The sequence below is a fragment of the Micrococcus sp. HSID17227 genome, from assembly GCF_003989405.1.
GTDB classification, from domain to species: domain Bacteria; phylum Actinomycetota; class Actinomycetes; order Actinomycetales; family Micrococcaceae; genus Micrococcus; species Micrococcus luteus.
Genome location: NZ_RBLN01000001.1, coordinates 26,961 through 48,339 on the forward strand (window position 1 = coordinate 26,961; position 21,379 = coordinate 48,339).

At 65.4% G+C, this 21,379-nt stretch carries 16 protein-coding genes, 1 tRNA gene and 1 pseudogene; 12 read left to right on the forward strand and 6 right to left on the reverse strand.

Annotated elements, in window-relative coordinates:
* Nucleotide 1: 1 nt before the first annotated feature.
* Nucleotides 2-3,160 carry a bifunctional cytochrome P450/NADPH--P450 reductase gene (locus D8M29_RS00135; RefSeq protein ID WP_036340976.1) on the reverse strand — a complete coding sequence of 1,053 codons (3,159 nt, stop codon included), beginning with the start codon at nucleotides 3,158-3,160 and terminating at the stop codon, nucleotides 2-4.
* Between the two features lie 211 nt (nucleotides 3,161-3,371).
* Between D8M29_RS00135 and D8M29_RS00140 the strand changes: the two genes are divergently transcribed.
* From D8M29_RS00140 to D8M29_RS00160, 5 genes are all read left to right on the forward strand, one after another.
* A complete protein-coding gene (locus tag D8M29_RS00140; protein WP_036340973.1) occupies nucleotides 3,372-4,013 on the forward strand; it encodes a TetR/AcrR family transcriptional regulator in 642 nt (213 codons plus the stop codon).
* A 176-nt stretch (nucleotides 4,014-4,189) separates the two neighbouring features.
* The gene (locus D8M29_RS00145; protein ID WP_238693307.1) at nucleotides 4,190-5,632 is read left to right on the forward strand and encodes an MFS transporter; all 1,443 of its coding nucleotides are present in this window, start codon (nucleotides 4,190-4,192) and stop codon (nucleotides 5,630-5,632) included.
* Nucleotides 5,633-5,687: 55 nt separating this feature from the next.
* Complete coding sequence (locus D8M29_RS00150; protein ID WP_036340967.1) at nucleotides 5,688-6,260, forward strand: TetR/AcrR family transcriptional regulator; 573 nt, start codon at nucleotides 5,688-5,690, stop codon at nucleotides 6,258-6,260.
* A gap of 32 nt (nucleotides 6,261-6,292) precedes the next feature.
* Nucleotides 6,293-6,931, forward strand: a complete 639-nt coding sequence (locus D8M29_RS00155; protein WP_036340964.1) for a GNAT family N-acetyltransferase — start codon at nucleotides 6,293-6,295, stop codon at nucleotides 6,929-6,931.
* Between the two features lie 150 nt (nucleotides 6,932-7,081).
* Complete coding sequence (locus tag D8M29_RS00160) at nucleotides 7,082-7,714, forward strand: DUF1345 domain-containing protein (protein ID WP_052001289.1); 633 nt, start codon at nucleotides 7,082-7,084, stop codon at nucleotides 7,712-7,714.
* Nucleotides 7,715-7,717: 3 nt separating this feature from the next.
* Here D8M29_RS00160 and D8M29_RS00165 read toward each other — a convergent pair whose 3' ends face one another.
* The gene (locus tag D8M29_RS00165) at nucleotides 7,718-8,593 is read right to left on the reverse strand and encodes a M23 family metallopeptidase (RefSeq protein ID WP_036340961.1); all 876 of its coding nucleotides are present in this window, start codon (nucleotides 8,591-8,593) and stop codon (nucleotides 7,718-7,720) included.
* Entirely contained in the window at nucleotides 8,590-9,129 is a 540-nt protein-coding gene (locus D8M29_RS00170) for a helix-turn-helix transcriptional regulator (RefSeq protein ID WP_052001286.1), read from the reverse strand. Before D8M29_RS00170 ends, D8M29_RS00165 begins: the two co-directional genes overlap by 4 nt.
* A gap of 333 nt (nucleotides 9,130-9,462) precedes the next feature.
* On the opposite strand from D8M29_RS00170, the gene mobF reads away from it, so the two are divergent.
* The 4 genes from mobF (at nucleotide 9,463) to D8M29_RS00190 (ending at nucleotide 16,497) form a co-directional block, all read left to right on the forward strand.
* A complete protein-coding gene (gene mobF, locus D8M29_RS00175; RefSeq protein ID WP_231728764.1) occupies nucleotides 9,463-13,023 on the forward strand; it encodes a MobF family relaxase in 3,561 nt (1,186 codons plus the stop codon).
* 144 nt (nucleotides 13,024-13,167) lie between these two features.
* Nucleotides 13,168-14,706 (forward strand): SIR2 family protein, encoded by a 1,539-nt coding sequence (locus tag D8M29_RS00180; protein WP_080695011.1) that lies wholly within the window; start codon nucleotides 13,168-13,170, stop codon nucleotides 14,704-14,706.
* Nucleotides 14,703-15,572 carry a sce7726 family protein gene (locus D8M29_RS00185; RefSeq protein ID WP_127434960.1) on the forward strand — a complete coding sequence of 290 codons (870 nt, stop codon included), beginning with the start codon at nucleotides 14,703-14,705 and terminating at the stop codon, nucleotides 15,570-15,572. Before D8M29_RS00180 ends, D8M29_RS00185 begins: the two co-directional genes overlap by 4 nt.
* Nucleotides 15,559-16,497: a sce7725 family protein gene (locus D8M29_RS00190; RefSeq protein WP_127434961.1), complete on the forward strand. Its 939-nt coding sequence runs from the start codon at nucleotides 15,559-15,561 to the stop codon at nucleotides 16,495-16,497. Before D8M29_RS00185 ends, D8M29_RS00190 begins: the two co-directional genes overlap by 14 nt.
* Nucleotides 16,498-16,598: 101 nt before the next feature.
* On the opposite strand, the gene D8M29_RS00195 is transcribed toward D8M29_RS00190, so the two are convergent.
* The 3 genes from D8M29_RS00195 to D8M29_RS00205 all read right to left on the reverse strand — a co-directional run bounded on the left by D8M29_RS00195 (nucleotide 16,599) and on the right by D8M29_RS00205 (nucleotide 19,681).
* Complete coding sequence (locus D8M29_RS00195; RefSeq protein WP_101556366.1) at nucleotides 16,599-16,952, reverse strand: hypothetical protein; 354 nt, start codon at nucleotides 16,950-16,952, stop codon at nucleotides 16,599-16,601.
* A gap of 96 nt (nucleotides 16,953-17,048) precedes the next feature.
* On the reverse strand, nucleotides 17,049-18,074 hold the full coding sequence (locus D8M29_RS00200; protein WP_036340952.1) for a hypothetical protein: 1,026 nt from the start codon (nucleotides 18,072-18,074) through the stop codon (nucleotides 17,049-17,051).
* 476 nt (nucleotides 18,075-18,550) lie between these two features.
* Nucleotides 18,551-19,681 carry an oxidoreductase gene (locus tag D8M29_RS00205; RefSeq protein ID WP_127434962.1) on the reverse strand — a complete coding sequence of 377 codons (1,131 nt, stop codon included), beginning with the start codon at nucleotides 19,679-19,681 and terminating at the stop codon, nucleotides 18,551-18,553.
* Nucleotides 19,682-19,853: 172 nt separating this feature from the next.
* Between D8M29_RS00205 and D8M29_RS00210 the strand changes: the two genes are divergently transcribed.
* From D8M29_RS00210 to D8M29_RS14425, 3 genes and pseudogenes are all read left to right on the forward strand, one after another.
* Nucleotides 19,854-19,929: transfer RNA gene (locus D8M29_RS00210), tRNA-Ala, on the forward strand.
* Between the two features lie 243 nt (nucleotides 19,930-20,172).
* On the forward strand, nucleotides 20,173-21,252 hold the full coding sequence (locus D8M29_RS00215) for a hypothetical protein (RefSeq protein WP_036340945.1): 1,080 nt from the start codon (nucleotides 20,173-20,175) through the stop codon (nucleotides 21,250-21,252).
* Nucleotides 21,174-21,379: pseudogene (locus D8M29_RS14425) on the forward strand (UTP--glucose-1-phosphate uridylyltransferase); the annotation flags it as partial. The gene D8M29_RS00215 and the pseudogene D8M29_RS14425, both read left to right, overlap by 79 nt.

Genomic DNA, 21,379 nt, shown 5'->3' on the forward strand with positions numbered 1-21,379 from the left:
CTCAGAAGAGGTCAGTGGCGTATCGCCCGGTCTGGCTGAGTTCGGTGAGCCAGTTGGGTCCGTGGACGTCCTGGCCGATCCGGGTCAGGGTCTCCTCGACCGCTGGCCCCATGCCGGTGACGTCACCGCACACATACACGTGCGCGCCCTGCTCGATGAGGTCGAGGATGCTGTCTCGTTCGGCCCAGAGCCGGTGCTGGACGTAGCGGACCTCGCCGTCGGGCTTGCGTGAGTATGCCCGGTGCACGCGCAGCGTCCCGGCAGCCTCGTAGGTGGCGAACTCTTCGGCGTAGAGGTCGTCCCAGTCGGGGTGCTGGCAGCCGAAGAACAGCACCGTCTCACCCGCCGGTTCGCCGCCGGTGGCGCGAGCATGACGAGCGTTGATGAAGCCGCGGAACGGGGCGATGCCGGAGCCAGCGGCGATCATGATCGCCGGGATCGAGTTCTGGGCTGGGGGCCGGAAGTGCTCGGTCGGCGAAGCGAGGGTGACGGTGAGCCGGTCGCCGGGCTGGACGCGCTGAAGGTAGCTGGAGGCCGCGCCTCGGTAGGTGCCCGTCCCCGAGAGTGCGGGGCCCTCGATGACTGAGACGGTCAGTGCTACTTCGGTCTGGGTTTCGGCGGCGGAGCTGATCGAGTACTGCCGTGCCCTGGGGGCGGGGAGTCGTTCGATCACCCAGGCCAGGTCGACCTCGCAGGAGGCGAACATCTCCAGCAGGTCCAGCAGTGAGAACCGGCGCTGCCTGATGGTGTCCGCCTGTTCAGGGGAGGCCAGCTTTTCGAGTTCTGCGCGCTCGGGAGGGCAGCGTGTCGTCTCGGCGAGCGAGGCGAGTACCCCCTGCGTGGCTGGGGCGGTCAGGTCGACGTGGCGGGTCAGCAGGTCATCGACCCGCACCGGCACTCCGACGGGGATGCGTCCGCTGGGGGCGTCGGAGTCGATGGTCACCAACTCGTCGCCTGGCAGTGCCAGGCGGGTGAGCATGCGGGTGACGAGTTCGGGGTGGTTCTGCGGCAGCACCGAGAGGTAGTCGCCGGTGCGATACGTCATGCCCTCGGGCAGGCGGAGTTCGAGGTGCCGCTTGGAGCGGGGCGAGTCGCCGCGGACTAGCTCGCGGTTCTCCAGCACGATCGCGGTGGCCTCCTCACGATGGGCGGCGGGCTGGCTGGTGGAGGCGATCCGGTAGCGGGGGCCTGTCGGGGCGGTGTCCTCGATCTGGTAGTGCTCGGACAGTTCGGGCCACAACGGCTGGTACCAGCGTTCCCAGTCGCCGAAGAAGTCGGTGCGGGCATCGGTGGCACCGCGTTCACGAATCCTCGTGGCCCCGGCAGCAGTCATGGCGTCGTCGATGAGGGTGGGGACGCGCTGGTAGGTGGCGGCCCAGTCCAGGCTCCCGCAGCCCAGCACCAGGTATTCAACACCGCTCAGGTCCGGGCCGGTGGTGGTGAGCCAGTCGACGAAGCGCTTCGCATTGTCGGGTGGGGTGCCGTTGTAGGAGGAGGTCACGATGACGACCGGCCCGGCCGTGGGCAGGTCCGCGGTGGCCTCATCGAGGGAGGCCACTCGGGTGTGCCAGCCACGGGCGGCCCCATCGCCGGCGATGGTGCGGGCCAAGCCCTCACTGCTGCCCCCGTTGGAGCCGTAAAGCACCAGCATCGGCGTGCCGTGCGCATCCGCCGGTGGTGTCGCGGCGGCGGACGCCTTCCGAGCAGGAGCAGGAGCAGGGGCGGACGCGGGTGCTGTGGCGTCGGTGCGGAGCTGGGTGTGGCTGAGGCGGTTGGCGGCGTGGATGGTGAGGTTCTTGGGCTTGATCGTCAGCGACTCGGCGATCTTCAGCTCATACCCGGGGTCGGTCAGGGCGATGTCGAAGCGCTGGAGCATCATCGCCAGCACCAAGGTGGCCTCCTGCAACGCGAAGGGACGACCGATGCAGGCCCGTGCGCCGTGGCCGAACGGCATCCACGCATACTCGGGGATCTCATCCATCCGTTCCGGGGAGAACCGGTCCGGGTCGAACCGCGTCGGCTCGGGCCACACGGCCGGATCGGTGTGCAGGGTCGGGAGCATCACCATCACGCTCTCTCCGGCGGCGATGTCGTATCCGCCCAGCGTGGTGTCCTCACTCGGGGACAGCGCGAACGCCGGAGCGGTGGGATGCAGCCGCAGGGTCTCACGCAGAACCTGCCCGATGTAGCCCAACTTGGCCAGGTCAGCGAACTCCGGGGTCCGATCACCCAAGACCTCATCAACCACCTCGCGGGCCTTCGCGAGCACATCGGGGTGGGTCAGCAGCTTGTGGGTCGCGAAGGACAACAGCCCGGAGGTGGTCTCATGCCCGGCGATGAGGAAGGTCGCGAGCTGATACTGGACGTTCTCCTCCGACAGCTTCTCCCCGGTGAGCGGGTCCGCAGCCGACAGCATCCGCTCCAGCAGGTCATCAGGCCGCTGATCGACAGGCCTACCGGCGCGGGCCGTGACGATGTCCTGGGTGATCTGCCGCATGGTGGCGATGTCCTCGCGGTAGCGGCGGTTGGTGCCGACCATGAACGGCTGCACCCCCGGTAGGCGCTCGCTGCGCAGCCCCGCCTCGGTCAGCGCGCCCACCATCGCACCGACGAAAGGGTGATGGTTCTCGGAGTAGAACGAGTTGAACCGCACATCGAACGCACACAGCGCGATCGTGTCCAGCGTCAGCCGGGTCATGTCCTCGGCGACGTCGATCTCCACGTCTGGCCCGAAGCGCTCCCAGCGGACCATCATCTGCTCGGCGATGTCGAGCATCTGGCCAAAGTAGTCCTTCATCGCCATCGTCCCGAACGCCGGCATCAACAACCGGTGCGCCTTCCCCCAGTTCGGCTCCTCGTTGTACGCGGTGAACAGCCCGTCACCACCGAAGTCGCGCACCTGATCGATCGCGTCATGGACCTTCTTCGACCACAACGGACTGGAGCACATCTCCGCCACCAGCGCGTGTTCCGAGGCGAAGATCTGCCGCGTGCCCAGCACATCAAGGGCGAACATGCCGCCGTACTTGGCGTGATAGTCCTCAGCGAACTCGATTGAGGTCTCCTGCGAAGCGCCCAGCACCTCGAACAGGTTCCCCACCACCGGCAGGGCGGCAGGGCCGGGGATACGAGGGGTGCCGGTGGCGTTGGGAGGAGTCATCGAAAGGGCCTTCCTGTTCACGATCTATCGGGTCGAACCGTCCATCGCCCCTGGTGGCTGGCTGTGAGCGGGCGCACCCGGTCAGAGGTCGGAGTGCGGCCTGAAGCCCGGCCATGAGTTCGGGCACCGCGTGACGTCTCCCAACACACTAACTTGGCCACTCGCCTAGGTCAACTGGCCACGTCGTGTGCCCAAGGCGTATGATGGGGCTATGGACGATCGAGGAGAGGCGCGTACGCCGCGCAAACAGATCAGCGCTGGCGAGCGTCGAGAGCAGTTGGTGGCCGCCGCGCTGCGGGTGATGAGGCGCGACGGGATCGCTGCGGCGAGCACCCGTGCGATCTGCGCTGAGGCGGGGATGCCGCACGGGGCGTTTCACTACTGCTTCCACTCCAAGAAGGAGCTGTACGCAGCCCTGCTGGCCAGTGACATCGAGATCGACCTGGGGGCCGCCTGGCCGCATATTTCACCCGATGCAAGCCCGTTTGAGAACATCCGCACCTTGCTGCTGGCGTTCTGGTCACAGATCGAGACCGACCCCGACGCGCAGTTGGTCCTGTTCGACCTGGGCAGCTTCGCGCTGCGCGACCCCGAACTCCAGGAGCTGCCACAGCACGAGCACGCCGCCTCCCTGGAGAAAGCCACCGGCTACATCACCCGCCTGGCGGACGAGGCGCGTCTGGACTTCGCCCAGGACGAGCGAGTGCTCGCCGAACTCGTCCTCGACACACTTAACGGAGTCGCCTGGTCCTGGCTGGCCCACCGAGACAACGACCTCGCCCGCCAGAGCCTGGAACGGTTCGCGAGCCTGGCGGCATCGTTCGCACGCACCAGCAGCGAACACACCAGCTAGCGCCACGCGGCACCTCGCCGCACATCACACCAGCAGTCCTGTACGGGCTGCGCACTACCACCAGAACTGTACCGGCACGACGGTTTAGTTTGAGGAAGATACTGAGGAGACTGAACATGAATGAACTGATGACGCCAGCCAGGCGATGGGCCTCGCTGGCTGTGCTGGTGGGAGCGGTGCTGCTGCTGGCCATTGACGCCACGGTGCTGTATCTGGCGGTGCCGTCGCTGACCGCCGACCTGTCCCCGACGGCCTCGCAGGTGCTGTGGATCGGGGACATCTACTCCCTGGCCCTGGCGGGGCTGCTGGTCACGATGGGGAACCTGGCCGACCGGATTGGGCGCAAGAAGCTGCTGCTGATCGGAGCCGCAGCGTTCGGACTCGCCTCCATCCTGGCCGCCTTCGCGCCGACCGCGGAAGTCCTCATCGCCGCACGCCTGCTGCTGGGTGTGGCCGGAGCGACGATCATGCCCTCGACGCTGTCGCTGATCCGCAACATCTTCACCGATCCGATTGAGCGCACCCGTGCGATCGCGATCTGGTCGGCAGCGGCCGCCAGCGGCATCGCACTTGGCCCTCTGGTAGGCGGGGCACTGCTGGAGAACTTCTGGTGGGGCTCGGTGTTCCTGATCAACCTGCCCGTCATGGCACTGGTCATCGGCCTGGGCGCGTGGTTGCTGCCGGAGTCCCGCAACCCCAACCCCGGCCGGTTCGACCTGATCTCCAGCGGCCTGTCGATGCTGGCGATCATCCCGTTCGTGTACACGATCAAGCAGGTCACCGGCGGCAAGTTCGACCTCCTCACCGCAGCGGCGATCATCGCGAGCGTGGTCGGCGGCATCCTGTTCGTGCGCCGTCAGCGCAAGACCGCCTCTCCGATGATCGACGTGGACCTGTTCCGCGTGCCTGCCTTCAGCGGCGCGGTGCTGGTCAACTTCATCTCGGTGTTCGCCCTCAGCGGTGTGCTGTTCTTCTTCTCCCAGTACCTCCAGCTCGCCCGCGGCCTCAGCCCGCTCCAGGCCGGACTCGCGCAGCTACCCGCCGCCCTCTCGGCGATGGCCGCTGTGGCAGTGGTCGGGTTCCTCCTCACCCGTCTCGGTCGCGGCCGGGCGATCGGGGTGGCTCTGATCACCGGCGCGGTCGGGCTTGGGCTGCTGGCCGCATTGGAGAGCAGCGAGCAGTTGGCCTGGGTGCTGCTGGCCGTGGTCCCACTCGGGCTGGGCATCGGTGTCGCCGAGACCCTGTCGGTGGATGCGGTGGTCTCCGCCGTCAAGCCAGCCAAGGCCGGAGCCGCGGCCTCGGTCGCCGAGACCGCCTACGAGCTCGGCGTGGCCCTGGGCATCGCGATCCTCGGCTCGCTGATGAGCGTGTTCTACCGCGGAGGCCTCGACCTGCCGACAGGTGTTCCCGGCGAGGTAGCGGCCCGGGTCGAGGACTCACTCGCCTCGGCGACCGCGGTCCTCGAGCCCGGAAGCCCGGTCCTGGAAGCCGCGCAGCACGCGTTCGTCTCGGCAATGCAGTCCACCACCCTGATCGCCGGGGGAGTGATGGTCCTCGCCGCGATCGTGGCCTTCACCCTCATCCCGAACAACAAGGACGCCGTCACCGCCGACCACTGAAAACCTGACCACAACTGAAATCCTTGAACCGAACCCACGAGAAAGGAGACGCATCATGGCACGGACCGCCGGACGCAGCGCAGACGAGACCAGACAACTCATCCTGACCTCGGCCGCACGCCTGATCGGCCGGCACGGCACCACGGTGCCCGTGACCGACATCGCCGAGGCCGCCGGGGTCTCCAAAGGCGGCCTGCTCTACCACTTCCCGAACAAGGAAACACTGCTGAACGGGGTGGCCACCAACCTGATGACCCAGTTCCGCAGCCACGTCGAGCAGGCCGCGACCGCCGAGCCCGAAGGGGTCCCGGGCAGACTCACCCGCGCCTACATCCGCGTCAGCTTCGCTCACGCCGGGGACCCCAGCGGGCTACGCGACTACATCGCCCTAGCCGCTCACCTGATGTTCGAGCCCGCCCTAGAAGAACTCGCCCAAGCAGACGCCGCGCAGTGGCGCAGCGCGCTCTTCGAAGACGGCCTCGACCCCGCGATCGCTCGCATGGTCATCGCCGCCACCGACGGGTCCAACAGCGCCCCGCTGTGGGGAGCCGTCCTGACCGAGCCCGACCGCACCGCCCTCGAAGCCGACCTGATCGCCCTCACGCAACGTGACGACTCATCCGGCTGACCCACACCATTCACGGAAAGGAAAACCACGCCATGACCAACATCGTCTACCGCCCCTACCAGCCGCAAGACGCCGAGGACATCAAGAAGATCATCAACGAAGCCTTCTACATCCACCGCTACGTCACCGGCCGCCTGGTCCTTGACAGTGCGCTGGAGATCTACCTGCGCGAGCGCCTCCTGGCCAGCACCTGGACCCGCGTCGCGGTCCAGGACGAACGTGTCGTCGGCATCATCATGGGCCAAGTCGACGGGCAGCCACGCCTCGGCGGCCGATTCACCAACCGACTCCTGACCCTGGCGCACACGCTCCGCGCCGGCATCCTCGGCCTGCCCCAGTGGAAGTCGATGCGCCAATACTTCGCCTTCGACCGCGTATACGGTGAGCTGCGCAAGAAAACCCCGAGCCCGCTGACCGACGAACTGACGCTCTTCGCCGTGGACTCCAGCACCCGCGGACTCGGCATCGGCAAGACCCTCTACCGCGACTACCTCGACCACCTCCGCAGCCTCGGACGCAGCGACTTCTACCTCTACACCGACTCCCTGTGCACCTTCCAGTTCTACGAGAAGCAGGGCATGACCCGCACCGCCTCCGAAGACATGAACCTCGTCCTCGACGGCAAACCTGAAGCCCTAGGCGTCTACCTGTACTCGGGCACCGCCACCTAAGACCACGACACGAGCACCGGGCTCCAGGACTTCAAGCCCGGAACCCTCGATGGGACAATGGGTCGCATCGGCCCGTTCCCGCCTACGGCACGCGATCGTCGCCGAACACCGGCAGACCGACCACGCCACCCGACACGAAAGCAGGAGCCGATGGCACGTACACGTTCCCGCGGAGGGTTCTGGGTCGGCGCGGTCGCAGAAATCTGCATCATCGTCGCCAGCCTCGTTTACGTGGTCTCCAGCGAACTCTGGGCGCTGATCGCTTGGGAAGCACTCGCGACCGGTTACCTCGCTATCGGGTTCACCCTCGCCTGGAGCGGCAAACGCCCCTCCCGAGTCTCCCGCGGCGACGTCCGCGCCGTCGCACGATGGTCGTGGGTTCTTCCCCTCATCTCCAGTTTCGCCGGCGTCAACTCCGCCGTGCTCGCCCTGATCGCCCGCGGCGACGGCATCCACAACGACGCCCTGCTCGGCGTCGCCGCATCCATCGGTGTCGTCCTGTCCTGGACACTCCTGCACACCGGCTTCGCGCAGATGTATGAAGCCACCGACATCGCCTCAGACCAAGACGCCATCACCTTCCCCGGCAACGACCGCCCCGTCTTCCTCAACTACCTCTACTTCTCCTTCACCATCGGAACATCCTTCGCCACCTCAGACGCCACACTCAAAACCCTCCCCGCTCGACGACTCGTCCTCATCCACGGCGTGGTCTCCTTCTTCTACAACGCCCTTGTCGTCGCCGTCGCATTCCAAGTCCTCCAACACGCCGTGGCTTCCTAACACCTAACGTGGCAATGCTTCGTGGCGCTCTCCTGTCGCTGTCATATGCTGCTCGTTCGCTGGGAGCGCGTCAACGGCCTCGGGATGGTTGTCGAGCGTGATGCCGGAGAAGCTCATCGGGAGGCCCTGTGCGGTCCAAAGTGAGGCGCGGTCCATGAGTTGCGCATGCACATGCGGCTCGCTGGTGTTGCCAGAGTTCCCGCAGCCTCCGATGACCGTGCCAGCAGTCACCCGGTCACCGACCTTCACGGTCAGCGATCCCTGCTGCAGATGTGCGACAGTCGCGTATGCGCCATCGCCACTGCGGATGGTGACGTGATTTCCGATGACGAACCCTGGCCCGCCGATTTCGCGGATCATGCCCTCGATCATCATGTAGACGATGCCCCAACCGTTGGAGCGGGCCCGGTGATCCCTGCGCCATCCTGAAGCGCGTACGACCTCCCCGTCGACCATCGCGAATACGGGCTCACCGAACGCAGGATACGCACTCGGTAGCCGCATCATCGCGCCACCGAACTCCGGGCGCGGTTCAGCCACCGGGTCGGCGACAATATCGATGGCATAAGCCTGCCCATAGGCCCTCACACCGTGGCTAGGAACCTTCGAGGCTGGACTATTCATCCCCAACCACCGGCCTCGCACTGGTGGCTCGACCACCCGGACCGGAGAGTCCGGGAGTAGTCGCGGTGCCAGGAACACCAGCATCAGACAGAGACCGGCAAGTGCGAGAGCGGCGAACACAGCAGCGAGCCACACCTCACGAACACCTCCGGCACTCATGAAGCGCCCCAAGACTGCGTTGCCGATGAGGACCACTGCCGCGAGGTAGTAGAGCGGGATTCGCACGCGGTACAGCGCCAGCACTGCTCGTTTCATCGCCCCGCCCCCACCAGGCAGGCCAGCAGCGGCACGATCCGCGCCGCGGGCACCTCGTAATTCCCGCGACCGCTCTGCTTGACCCAGCCCGCTGCGACAAGCTGCCGGAGATGGTGGTGCAGCTGTCCGGTCGTGCCGAGAGACGCAACCTCGGCAAGATCAGCCGTCGCGTGCGTGCCCGAGAGGATATGGCGCAGCAGTTCCAGTCGCACAGGATGCCCGAGCGCAGAGAATGCCGCGGCTTGATCGGACCACTCCGTCTCCCAAATACCCGCGGTGCCCGCGGCCTGCTGCCACGCTACCGGCGTACCATCCGGCAGTTTGAGCGAACCCACCAGCATGACCGCCCCCTCGACTGTCGAGGGGTGATCGTTCAGCTGGGACTGTAAGCCCGTCAAAGCCCAGAACTGCTCCTCATCCAGGATTGGTGAAGAATCACGCGCCCGATCGGGGCTTTCGGCCATCGCTTCCAACCGTGCCATGCGCTCGGACAGCGCCTCCAGCTCCGCTCTCAAATCCTCACCAGGCTTGATCATAAGCACGATAGTACGCTATATCGTTCTTCCGTACTAACTCTGGAACTCCTCTCTCACTTGCCGCATCCCTTCGACGAAGCGAGTCAGTGCCACCGCTCGCCGTCGTTGTCGTCACGCGGCTCAGGCACTCAGAGGGCGAGAGCGGAACGTATCCGGTCAGCCCAGCCCCGGCTACGACTCCCAGCGCTAGGGCCTCCGCGCTCCCGCTCCCTTGACCGCCCCTCAGATTCCCCCACACGTCTGGCACTAAGAGTGCGAGCCGCGCGCTGCGCGCGCACCTAACCCCCGAGATCGCCCCTGATGTGACGGTCTCGGGGAGGGGCCGTCGTGGTGATGACCATCCGTGTCATGTCGTCCGGCAAGGGCTACGAGTACCTGCTGAAATCGGTCGTCGTCGGCGACGGCGACCGGGAGATGAGCAGCCCGCTGACCCGGTACTACACCGAGTCCGGCTGCCCGCCCGGAACCTGGGTCGGCACCGGCCTGATGAGCCTCGACGACGGGCGCACCCCGGCGCTGGCCGAGGGCGACACGGTGACTGAGGAACACCTGGCCCGACTGCTCGGTGACGGCATCCATCCGGTCACTGGCGGTAAGCTCGGCAAGAGGTTCCCCTCGTTGCAACCCCCACGCGAGCGGATTGCGGCGCGCGTTGCACGCCTCGACCCCGGCTTGCGTGGCGCGGCGCGGGCCGAGGCTGTGGAGCGCATCCGTGAGGGAGAGGTTGCGAAGAAGCCTCGCACCGCCGTTGCAGGGTTCGACTTGACGTTCTCCCCACCGAAGTCGGTCAGCGCGATCTGGGGCGTGGCCGACGCGGGCACGCAAGCCCTGATTGCGCAGGCGCATCACGCCGCGATGCGCGACACGATCGCGTTGCTGGAACAGCGGGTCGCTGCAACCCGCGTCGGTGCGGGCGGTATCGCGCAGATGCCGATCGTGGGCGTGATCGCCACCGCGTTCGACCACTACGACTCCCGAGCCGCCGACCCGCAACTACACACGCACGTCGTGGTGTCAAACAAGGTGCAGGGCGTAGATGGGCGCTGGCGCACCCTCGACTCCCGCCGACTGCACAAGGCCGCTGTCGCTCTCTCGGAGTCGTACAACGCCTTCCTCACCGATCACACCGCGCGGCTGCTCGGCGTGACGTGGGTGCCCGTCGACCGGGGCAAAGACCGCAACACCGGATGGGAGATCGAAGGCGTACCGGCGGCGCTGATCGCGGAGTTCTCCCGACGCACCACCGGCGGCAGCGACGGCGGGGCGGGCATCGAGCAGGTCAAGAACCGGCTGATCGAGCAGTACGTCGCCGAGCACGGCAGGCAACCCTCAGCGGCGACGATTGCGAAGCTCCGGCAACAGGCGACCTTGGAGACGCGACCAGAGAAAGAACTGCACTCGCTGGCCGACCTCACCACCGACTGGCGGGCGCGTGCCGAGGTCGTGCTCGGCGAGGACGCACCCACCTGGGCGCAGCACCTGCTCGACCGGGGTGCGACCGAAGCCCGGCTGCGCGCGGACGATCTCGGGCTGGAGCAGATCGAGGATCTCGCCTCGGTGGTGCTGATGAGCGTGGCGAACCGGCGCGCAACCTGGGGGCGCTTCAACCTGCACGCCGAGACCATGCGGCAGATCATGGGCGTCCGGTTCGCAACCACCGACGACCGTCTCCAGGTGCTCGACCAGATCGTCGCGCACGCCGAAGCCGAATCGCTGCGGCTCACCCCCGACTACCACCGCGCCCTACCCGCCCACTACGTCGAGAGCGAGGGCAACAGGTTCCAGCCGGTCGATCAGATCGCGTACTCCAGCCAAGACATCCTCGACGCCGAGCAGCGCCTACTCGCACACAGCCAGCGCACCGGCGGGCCAGCATTGACGGCGCGGCTCGTCGCGCGGCATACCTCTCGCAAGATCAGGGGCGTTCGGCTCGACCCCGACCAGGCCGTCGCTATCACCCGCATCGCCCGTTCCGGGCTGAGCCTCGATCTGCTGGTCGGCCCCGCTGGTTCCGGCAAGACCACCGCGCTACGCGCTCTGCACCGGGCATGGACAGCCGCGTACGGACGCGACTCGGTGATCGGCCTCGCGCCGTCGGCAGCTGCCGCCGAAGTGCTCGGCGACTCCCTCGGCGTGCGAGCAGAGAACACCGCGAAGTTCCTCTACGAACACCATCACGGACGCTGGAACCTCGAAGCCGGGCAGCTCGTGCTTGTGGACGAGTCCTCGCTTGCCGGAACCCTCGCGCTCGATCGCATCGCCGAGCACGCCACCGAAGTCGGAGCCAAGGTCGTCCTCATCGGCGATTGGGCGCAACTGAGCGCGGTCGAGACAGGCGGGGCGTTCGGGATGCTCGTGCGACACCGTCAGAGCGTTCCCGAACTCACCGATGTGCGCCGCTTCGCCAACGATTGGGAGAAGAGCGCCAGCCTCGGCCTGCGACACGGACGCACCGATGCGCTCGACGAGTACCAGGAGCGCGGCAGGCTGGCGGACGGTGACGCCGAGGCCATGCTCAATGCGATCTACGAAGCATGGCGCAGCGACCGCGACGCGGGCCTGCGCACGCTGATGATTGCGGGCACCGGCGAGATGGTCGCCCAACTCAACGAGCGCGCCCGCGCCGACCTCATCGAGACCGGGCAGGTTGAGGCCGACGGTCTGCGTCTGCACGACGGCACCACCGCAGGCGTCGGCGATCTCGTCGTCACCCGGCTCAACGACCGCCGCCTGTCCACCGGCAGGGCATGGGTCAAGAACGGTGATCGCTGGCAAGTCACGCACCGCTACGACGACGGCTCGCTCGCTGTGCGGCGGCTGGGGCGCGGCGACAAGCCCCACGGCAAGGCGCTCGTGTTGCCTGCGAAGTACGTGCGCGAGGAACTCGAACTCGGCTACGCCTCCACCGTCCACCGTGCCCAGGGAGCCAGCGTGGATACCGCGCACGCGCTCGTTGACCCCGAAGTCTCGTCGCGGGAGTTGTTCTACGTGGCGATGACGCGCGGTAAGCACCGCAACCACGCCTACGTGATCGTGCCTGACCCGCACGAGGTCGAGCCGCATCTCGACCAGCCGAAGCCGCTGACCCTGATCGACCGGCTTGCCAAGGTGCTTGCGCGCAGCGACGCCGACCTCTCCGCGACCGAGACGCTGACGCTCGAGGTAGACCGTCACGCCTCGCTGTCCACGCTGCTCGCCGAGTACGACGTGCTCGCCCGCGAAGCGCAGATCGACCGCTGGGCCGCGCTGCTCGACATCGCGCCGTTCCCCGAGAACGTGGCCGACGACGTGTTCACCAGCCCCTACTACGAGCGCTTGGAGAGCGCACTCGCACGTCACGAGGCAGCCGGCCACCTTGCAGCCGTCGCGCTCACCGCGCTCGCACCGAGACTCACGCCCGGCGAAGACCAGGCCGACCCCGCCGCGCAGCTGGCCGACATGCTCGACCAAGCCACTCAGAAGCTCCGGCCCGGCAAACGAACCACAGTACGAGTTGCCGGACTCATCTCCACGCCTGCCGAGCCGATCGCAGACGACATGCAGACCGCGCTCACCGAGCGGCAGGCGCTGATCGAGGCTGCCGCGCGCGGACTCCTGCACGACGCCCAAGAAGCGGGAGCCGAATGGGTGGCGCGGCTCGGCCAGCCGAGTTCACGACCCGAAGCGCGAGAGCGGTGGGAAGCACACGCCGCCACGGTCGCGCTGTACCGCTACCAATACGACGTCAGCGGCCCGGCACCGCTGGGCGACCCGAACATCGTGCGTGGCCCTGACCAAGCGGCCGAGTACCGAGCCGGTCAGCATGCGTTGCGGCACATCAAGGCGAGTGCTCAACACGATGATCACAGAGGACCTCAGTCGACCGTCGGCAACACACCACGACGTGGACTCTGACCCGCGACCTCATCAGGCGCGCGACGACACGCCACGCGGAGAACCACTCGGTGACGACGTTGTGGCGGGTGGAAAACTGCTCCGCCGGGCGTGTCACCACGGAACCGACTACGCGGGAGGACGCCGGAAGATACCCTATGTAGCATGGGTACCGCGTACGACTTCCTCAGCTCTCATCTGAAGACGATGGCTGCGCCGTACCTGTTTATCGGCTCGGGGATTTCAAGACGGTATGCTGATCTGCCCGATTGGGAAGGTCTCCTCAGACACTTTGCTGCATTTACTAGCCACCCGTATGAGTACTACCGTGGCCTCGCTTCAGGCGATCTTCCTAAGACTGCCTCACTGCTGGCCAATGAGTTTTACTCGGTGTGGTGGTCCGATAAGCGATTCTCAGATTCGAGAGACAGGTATGGTCCTGAGGTTACTGATCCCTCATCAGCGCTAAAGATCGAAGTGGCAAGGTATTTCGAAGAAGCGATTGAAGGATTCGAGCCGACGGCCGAGCACGCTTCCGAGTTCTCGCTCCTGCAGAGCGCAAACGTCGAAGGAGTGATAACGACCAACTTCGACAGGCTGATGTCCGTTGTTTACCCTGACTACACCGTCTTTACTGGCCAAGATGAGTTGCTGTTTGCCGATCCACAAGGTATCGCGGAAATCTACATGATTCACGGGTCCTCGCAGCAGCCGCGTTCACTCGTTCTGACGGGGGAGGACTACGAGGACTTTCAAGAGCGAGATGCGTACCTTGCCGCCAAGCTGATGACCTTCTTCGTCGAGCACCCGATCGTTTTCCTTGGCTACAGCCTGAGTGACAACAACGTACTTGAGATACTTCGTTCGCTGGTGAAGGCGATGCGTGGCACCAACGCGAGCAAGCTTAAGGAGCGCCTACTTTTCGTCAACTGGGACTCGGAAGCTTCCCCAGAGATTCGCTCTCGAACTGTGCAGATCGAAGGTGGTCAAATCGAGGCATTTGAGATTGTTGTCCCCGACTTCATCGACGTCTTTCGAGCGCTAGGAATCAAGGAGAGGGCGCTTCCGGCTCGTGTTCTACGTCAGCTCAAGAATCAGATTTACGAACTGGTGAAGAGCAACGATCCTGACGGTCGACTCGTGCAGGTTTCCGACATTGAGTCAGCTTCGGATCAACTCGACGTGGTGTTCGGTGTTGGTGCCAAGATGACTGTTAAAGGGATCATTGGCCTATCTCGCTGGGACCTCGTTGATGATGTGCTTGGTTCGCCAGACCGTGGGCTTCCCAGTGACCAGGTGATATCGGAGGCGTTCGGGAGTTCCTTCGCTAGCAACTGGTATGTGCCCTACTGGAAGCATCTCCGGCAAGGTGGATTCCTTGACGAGGCGGGGAGCTTGCTGCCGCAGCTTGAGGTCCCATCCAAGATTCATTCCTATATATCCCGAGAAACCAAGAACCTGGGAAAACGCTCTCTCCCGGATGGTGTGACCTTTCAAGACGTGCTCGATCGCGAAGGAGAGGACTGGATTCTTGGCCACCCTTGGTCGTTGCTCGACGAGACCCGCGACGGTGAGGGCTTGCGAGAGTACCTGAACAACAACCGAAGCTATCGTCAGCAGTCCTACTACCTCACGCAGTACGCCAAGTTGGCCGTGACTCTCGACTGGCTGATGTACGGACCCCCGAACGAGGCCAAATCATGAGCGTTGTAGAGAGCCAGGCGGCAGCGGCTTCGGCATTGCTTTCGGCTCCCGTTCTCCGCTCAGCGATGCGAGACGGCCCGGCATCGAAGTTGGCGAATCGCACCATTTCAAGTCTTGTTGAGAGTGGTCTAGCCATTGGCGCATCCACCGTTCGAACACTGATCTGGCGTTGCGACCGATGGCTTTCGCGCCACTACCGTAACGATCTCGTCTACCGTAGAGCCGTTCTCGGTCAGATGATCCCGTGGAGCGACGGCATCCTTCTGCCGGAGTTCAGGGTCGGCCGCTCCATCGTCGACTTCTTGGCCGTGACAGACTCGTTGCACGCCGTCGAGATCAAGAGCGACCTCGACAACACTTCCCGACTCGATAGCCAACTACACGATTACCGGAAAATTGCACCCTTGGTGTCTGTTATGGCATCAAAGCGCGTAGTGGAACGACTGCTCGCTGCCCGGGAGTTCGAGACTGTTGGTCTTCACTGGCTTAATGTGAACGGTCGCGTGGAGACTGTCCGCAACGCGGAGTTTAGCCGTGAATACCTTGACTCAGAGGTCTTAATGCGGTCACTTCGTCGCGCAGAGTATCTCAGAGTCCTGTCTGCTCTTGGCTCTACTGTTCCCGATCTCCCGAACACGCGGGTGTTCTCATACGCACTAGCAGCTTCCCGAGATCTGGACCCGCTGATTTTCCACAACGCGGTAGCCGATCAGCTGAGAGCGCGGAAGCCGCGGGCTGGCCGTACATTGATCGCTAAATTGCCCGAACCGGTGCGGCCCGCCGTTTTAAAGCTTGATCCGACGAGACAGCAGATATCCAGTCTTCAAGATTGGATGAACCAGGAGGTGGCAAATGTATATGCCTAGGCTGAGGGCACGACAGCATGAGGTCTTCGCCGTGCGTAACTGCGCCTCAAGTTTTGCTGCATCTTCGCGTGTCGTACCGGTTCTCGAGCCGGTGGCCGCGCCAAACGACCTCTTCACGCGGAGGTTGGGAGCGATAGCCGACGAGGGAGGCAGTTGTGACCTCGTCCTTAACCCCTCGGTTGGTGACCTACGTTCGAAGGGTAGTTGGAGAGGGCTTGGCGACTACTACCTTGAGAATGATCTTCTCAAGCACCACGGACTTGCGGTCCTCTCCAATGCTGACGCTGATCACGCGGCGATGTCACGTTGGATCAGTGAGGCCAGGGGTGCTGGACACGAGTTCACACTCGACATCGTTCATGAACTGGATCTCTCCGTGACCCTACAAGGTGCGACGTATCACGGAGTTCGATGGAACATTGCCGAAGATCGGACGGTCCCGGCGTCATATGGTCTTCCCCTCGGAGGCCTTCCGGTGGTTTGGGCGAATGACCCGTTTCCTGCTTTGCCGCGCAATCGAGAGTACGTCGGCCGTGAAGAGGGGATCTTCAGCACTCGCGTTGCCGGCTACAAGAGCGCAGGCTACCTCGGCGTCAGCGATTTCCTCACGCTTGGAAGGGGATTTCAATCCGGCGGCGGGCCTGCCTATGCGGTGGTTATCCACTTCACATATGAATCCGGTGATGTTGTCCGCCTGAAGCACTTCTGCTCTGACAGCAACGAGACTCAGGATGACCCGGCTGGGAAGTTCTTCGAGGCCCTTGAGAAGCTCATCGACTTCGTTGACGAAAGGTCGCTCCCAACAAACCTAGGAATCGACGGGTTCCGCGATCTGTATCAGCGTCAGCACTTTCCCGGGCTTGGCAAGGTCAAGGAGTTGTCGATCATGAATCACATGTTGGTCATGCAGGACGCAATTATCTAGATTTCGTGTCGGTATGACTCCAGTCGGAGAGGGCACGGAGATACGAGCGGACGACTTTGCACGAGGATCCCAGCCTTCCTAACTAGAAGTGAGACATCACTTCAGTCATCAGACTGTGATTCGTCGGCTCGCTTGACGACGCCCTTGGCGACCGGCTTTAGAGGTCTCCAGTCGATGCCGCTGCCTCGCCAGTAGCGGTCGCATTCCGCCTCGATCTCAGACTTCAGTTCGTCCAGTTGCGCGTAGTTCGCTTGCTCAGACTTGGACAGACCTGGACCCTTCATCTGTTCTCTGTACGCATCGAGCTTCTCTTGAATTCGGCGCAAGGCTATACCAGCAGCGCTAGTAAAACCCCTTATGTGGCCGTCATCACGATGATCGCTTAATACCTGTCGAGCAGACTCCTGCGCAGTATCTCGCAGGAACTCACCTGCCTTTTGAAAGTGACTATTCATCGCACTCCTTCCTCGATTCTGCTAGCCGGGCGAGGCTGGCAGCGTACGTCAACTTGCCTTCGTCGCACCGATGCCGCTGGCGAACGCCGTCGCGGTTCAAAACGGAGTCTCGGCGTTCGTGGACCACGGACTGGTTGGCGTTGGCGGCAACGCACCTTCTGGGAGCGGTAGGTTTGCGACGACGTAGAGGTTCAAGATGTCGTCGCGATCCATGAACATGATCTGGCTGCGCTTGTGGGCGTCGAGTGCGTTGCCGAGCCAGTTGCGCGCCGCCTTGGTGATCTCGCCGCCCGCCACGATGAAGGCATGATCGACCAGGACGCGACGATTGGTCTCGGGGTCAAAGATCTCGTGCGCCAGCATCATGAGCGCCTGGTTGTGGATCTCAGCCATGTTGGCGTTACCCGTCTTGGTTGCCCCCGAAGCGTCGAGCTTGCCCTTCTTCGCCTGGATTCCGAAGTAGAGAATGTGCTGCGTCGGCAAGGTGTATCGCATCCAAATGTCCTTGCCGTACTCCAGAGCCTTATCCTTGTGCCCGGCAGCCGTGATGCGGTGGTAGCCAAGCTGTCTGAACATCGGGAGTAGCACCTCCTCGATGAGGTCATCCTCGCTGCACTCGTTGAGGTACGCCGTCAGGAGTTGCCGCCGTTCCAGCTCAGCCTTGCTGAAGGGTCGGTGGGGGTTGGTGGCAAGGATGGTCACGGTCTGGGTGCCGACATGACGCAGATAGCAGTGGTTGTCTTCGCCATAGAATGCCTCGAAACCTTCGCGGCCAAGGACCTCGTTGAGTTGCGCGAGCGCCCGAGGACGGTCTGACCCTTCGTTGAGACGATCGGCCGGGCTCATCAGCTGATCGATGAGGCGACAGAAGATCTCTGGCGGGCGGTTGGGTCCGTCGTGCGGTTCGGCCAGCATCTGTTCCAGCACATCTGCCACCCAGCGGTGGCGAGTGGAACCGTCATGCTGGTACTCAGTCTCCAGCTCTTGGAAGAACGAGGTGATGTACATGCTGGACCGGTAGGGGAAGTACTTGGCTTCGTCCTCATTTTCCGCGTCGTCACGGCCCGTGTTGCCCACGATGAGGTCAGCAAGAGCTTCGAGGTTGCGGCGCTTAAACTTCACGGTGCCATTATCGCAAGTGAAGCCGACAGGCCTCCGGACTCAGCAACGCTCGTGTGCCGCAGCTCGTGCACGGTCACCTCGGAGTGTGCAGCACAAGGGGACGTCAGAACAAGTCTCTCGTGTGCGTCCAGACGGTCATCCGATGCACGTTGAACCGCTGACAGATCGAGACCACGCTCTCACCGTTCGCGCGGGCTGTTCGGATAGCGTCCACTTGGCTCTCCGTGAGGGGTGTTCTAGCTCGTCTCCTAGGGTTCACGACGACTCCCGGCTCATCGTCAGCTGCGCCGTCCGGCTGGTCGCCGAGCACGAGCTTCGCCTGATTCCACGCGGAACTCAGCCGCTCCAATCGCTGCCAGGTGTTCGGTTTGAGTCCACCCGCGTCCACCAGTCAGAAGGCCCGGTCCACACGGACCGGGCCTTCGTCGTCGTCGGACTCCCGTGCGGGGCCGGGAGGCGACCGCCGCCCCGCGACATCACCGCGGTTCTGCACTGCGGTGATGTCGCTCCGCCGCGGTCGGTGCGGGGGACACGCCGGGGTACGCTGCGCGCTCCGCCGCCGTGAGTGCGGGTTCCACCGCACGGCCCTCCCGCGCCGAGGCGACGGCGGCCTCGAGCACCGCCATCACGGCGACGGCCTGGTCGGGGGTGGCGGCGTCGCTGCTCGCGCGGCCCAGGATCGCGTCGCGCACGCCCGCGTAGGACCGCTGCTGGGCTCCGATCGGCGCGGGGACGCGCTCGGTGTTCCCCTCCCCGTCGTGCAGGAGGATCGGGTCCGGATCGACGCCCCAGCCCTCGGCGCCGGGGAGCAGACCAGCGCGCAGCTGAACCTCCTGCCGATCCGGCAGTTTCTTCACCGCGGAGCCACGCGTGCCGTGGACCGCGAAGCGCGGGCTGCCGCCGGCCACGAGCATCGACGCCTGCAGGACCACGCGCCGGCCCGGGTACTGCAGCACGCAGTGCGCCCAGTCCTCGACCGGGGCGCCCGGACGCAGGGCCGCGAGGTCGGCGTCTACGCGTTCGGGGACACCGAAGAGCAGGAGCGCCTGGTCGACCAGGTGCGGTCCGAGGTCGAACCAGATGCCGCCCCCGGGCACCGCGGCTTCCCGCCAGCGGTCCCGGACGGTCGGGCGGAAGCGGTCGATCCGGGACTCGAGGTGGACGACGTCCCCGAGCCGGCCGGAGCGGACCAGCTCGGCGATGCCCAGGAAGTCGCTGTCGAAGCGGCGGTTCTGGAACACCCGCAGCACCCGCCCGGTCTCGACCGCGAGGTCGCGAAGCTCCCGCGCCTCGGCGAGACTCAGCGTGAAGGGCTTGTCCACCACCACGTGCCTACCCGCCCTCAGGGCCGTGCGCGCGAGCGGCGCGTGTTGGTCGTTCGGGGCGGCGATCACCACGAGGTCCACGTCGTGGCGAGCCAGGAGCTTGTCCACGTCAGGCACCACGACGACGTCCGGCAGGTCCGCGTGCACCGCGTCCGGGCGGCTCGAGACGACATGGGTGAGAGCGAGTCCCTCCGTGGCGTGGAGCAGGGGGACGTGGAACGTCTTCCCGGCGAACCCGTAGCCGATCAGGGCGGTGCGGATCGGTGCGTCAGTGCGGGACATGCAGGACCTCCTGGGCTGGCGGGGGGGGGCATGGGGGCGTCTCCTGCACGCTAGGCCGTGGCGTCGCGGCGGTCCATCGACGCCGCCCGGCCGGTTTGCGCGGTTGCCGCAGGCCGGGTATTCTGTTCAGGTGCTCCGGCCGGTCCGCCGGAAACGGAGTCACCACCCACCTGGGGGTATGGCGCAGTTGGTAGCGCGTCTGCATGGCATGCAGAAGGTCAGGGGTTCGAATCCCCTTACCTCCACCAGTCAGAAGGCCCGGTCCGTGCGGACCGGGCCTTCGTCGTCGTGACGGCCAGCTCGCCGTCGAGAACCACCGGTCACGACCGGGTTGCGGTCCAGCGTCGATCACGCATCGACGTCGCACAGCCCTTTCACGGCAGGCTCTCGGCGGACAGACTCGAGGCGTCTCCACCCGTGGAGCCCGGACCACCGGTGCTGCAGAGGCGGGGGCCGCCGGCCCTGTCCGGTTGACTCAGTGAGGAGCTGCCATGTCCGTCATCCGTACCCGTCGTCCCTCCCTCCGTCACCTGCCCGCCGCCGTCGCCGCCGCCGGCCTCATCACCACCGTCGCCCTCGCCGGCCCCGCCGCGGCCTGGGACGACGCCCATGGCCCCCAGGCCGGCTACTTCCAGGCCGTCGACCACGAGAACGTCACCGCCGCCTTCTTCCAGACCTACGACGGCTACGACCCGGAGGACCTCACGCTCACGCTCACCCCGGTGGCCGAGGACGGCACCCGCCTGGAGGGCGGCCAGGAGGTGGAGTTCACCGGCCTGGACGTCATCGACGGCGGCGCGGTGGACGTCCTGGAGACCCGCCGCGCGCTCGGCGCGGCCGGTGAAGGCCTCGTGCGGTACGACGTCGTGGCCGACGGGCAGATGCTGAACATGGGCATCACGCTCCAGGCGGACGCCGACCTCGCCGACGATCAGGGGGCGGCCGTGCACGCCGTCGACGGCCCGCAGATGGCCCACCTCGGGGACCGGCCCCTGGCCTGGGACTCGGCCGTGCAGTTGGCACCCGGGGTGGCGGGCGCCGAGATCGTCCACCTGGTCGCCGCGCCGACGATGGAGAACACCTACGCGACGGTCGTGGCCGAACCGGCCCACGGTGAGGTCTTCGCGTTCCGTGACTCGGAGCACTCCGAGCTCCGTGCCTGGTACATCCCCGACGAGGGCTTCGTCGGTACGGACACCTTCACCGTCGACTTCCACAGCGACCACGTCGCCCACGTCCAGACCGTCACCGTGCATGTCGGCGAGGAGATCTCCGCCGCGTACGACGGCTTCCTCGATGCCGAGGACGGCGTCCTCAACGGGAAGCCGCTCGACCTGACCGACCCGGACACCGCAGCGGCGCTCGCCGCGTTCCGGGGCGACGAGGCCGCCCCGGCTCCGGAGGATGAGGAGGAGCAGACCGCTCCGGTCGAGGGCGACGCCGACGAGCAGCACACGACCCCGGACACCGTCGAGACGGGGCAGTCCACCGGCTGGTGGCTGGCCGGCCTCGGCGCCGCCGCCGCGGGGGTGCTGGTCGCGGCGCGTCGTCGTCTCGGCCTGACCCGCTGACGGCCACCAAGGCCATGCCGAAGGAGATGCTGCCGGTGGTGGACCGGCCGGCCATCGAGTACGTGGTGACGGAGGCCCGGCGTGCGGGCCTCGCCGACGTGCTGATGATCACGGGCCGGAACAAGCG

Bases quoted from the DNA above. Each gene is read 5' to 3' on its own strand.
- D8M29_RS00135 (WP_036340976.1), bottom strand. From the start codon at position 3,160: ATGACTCCTCCCAACGCCACCGGCACCCCTCGTATCCCCGGCCCTGCC.
- D8M29_RS00140 (WP_036340973.1), top strand. From the start codon at position 3,372: ATGGACGATCGAGGAGAGGCGCGTACGCCGCGCAAACAGATCAGCGCT.
- D8M29_RS00150 (WP_036340967.1), top strand. From the start codon at position 5,688: ATGGCACGGACCGCCGGACGCAGCGCAGACGAGACCAGACAACTCATC.
- D8M29_RS00155 (WP_036340964.1), top strand. From the start codon at position 6,293: ATGACCAACATCGTCTACCGCCCCTACCAGCCGCAAGACGCCGAGGAC.
- D8M29_RS00160 (WP_052001289.1), top strand. From the start codon at position 7,082: ATGGCACGTACACGTTCCCGCGGAGGGTTCTGGGTCGGCGCGGTCGCA.
- D8M29_RS00165 (WP_036340961.1), bottom strand. From the start codon at position 8,593: ATGAAACGAGCAGTGCTGGCGCTGTACCGCGTGCGAATCCCGCTCTAC.
- D8M29_RS00170 (WP_052001286.1), bottom strand. From the start codon at position 9,129: ATGATCAAGCCTGGTGAGGATTTGAGAGCGGAGCTGGAGGCGCTGTCC.
- mobF (WP_231728764.1), top strand. From the start codon at position 9,463: ATGACCATCCGTGTCATGTCGTCCGGCAAGGGCTACGAGTACCTGCTG.
- D8M29_RS00180 (WP_080695011.1), top strand. From the start codon at position 13,168: ATGGGTACCGCGTACGACTTCCTCAGCTCTCATCTGAAGACGATGGCT.
- D8M29_RS00185 (WP_127434960.1), top strand. From the start codon at position 14,703: ATGAGCGTTGTAGAGAGCCAGGCGGCAGCGGCTTCGGCATTGCTTTCG.
- D8M29_RS00190 (WP_127434961.1), top strand. From the start codon at position 15,559: ATGTATATGCCTAGGCTGAGGGCACGACAGCATGAGGTCTTCGCCGTG.
- D8M29_RS00195 (WP_101556366.1), bottom strand. From the start codon at position 16,952: ATGAATAGTCACTTTCAAAAGGCAGGTGAGTTCCTGCGAGATACTGCG.
- D8M29_RS00205 (WP_127434962.1), bottom strand. From the start codon at position 19,681: ATGTCCCGCACTGACGCACCGATCCGCACCGCCCTGATCGGCTACGGG.
- D8M29_RS00215 (WP_036340945.1), top strand. From the start codon at position 20,173: ATGTCCGTCATCCGTACCCGTCGTCCCTCCCTCCGTCACCTGCCCGCC.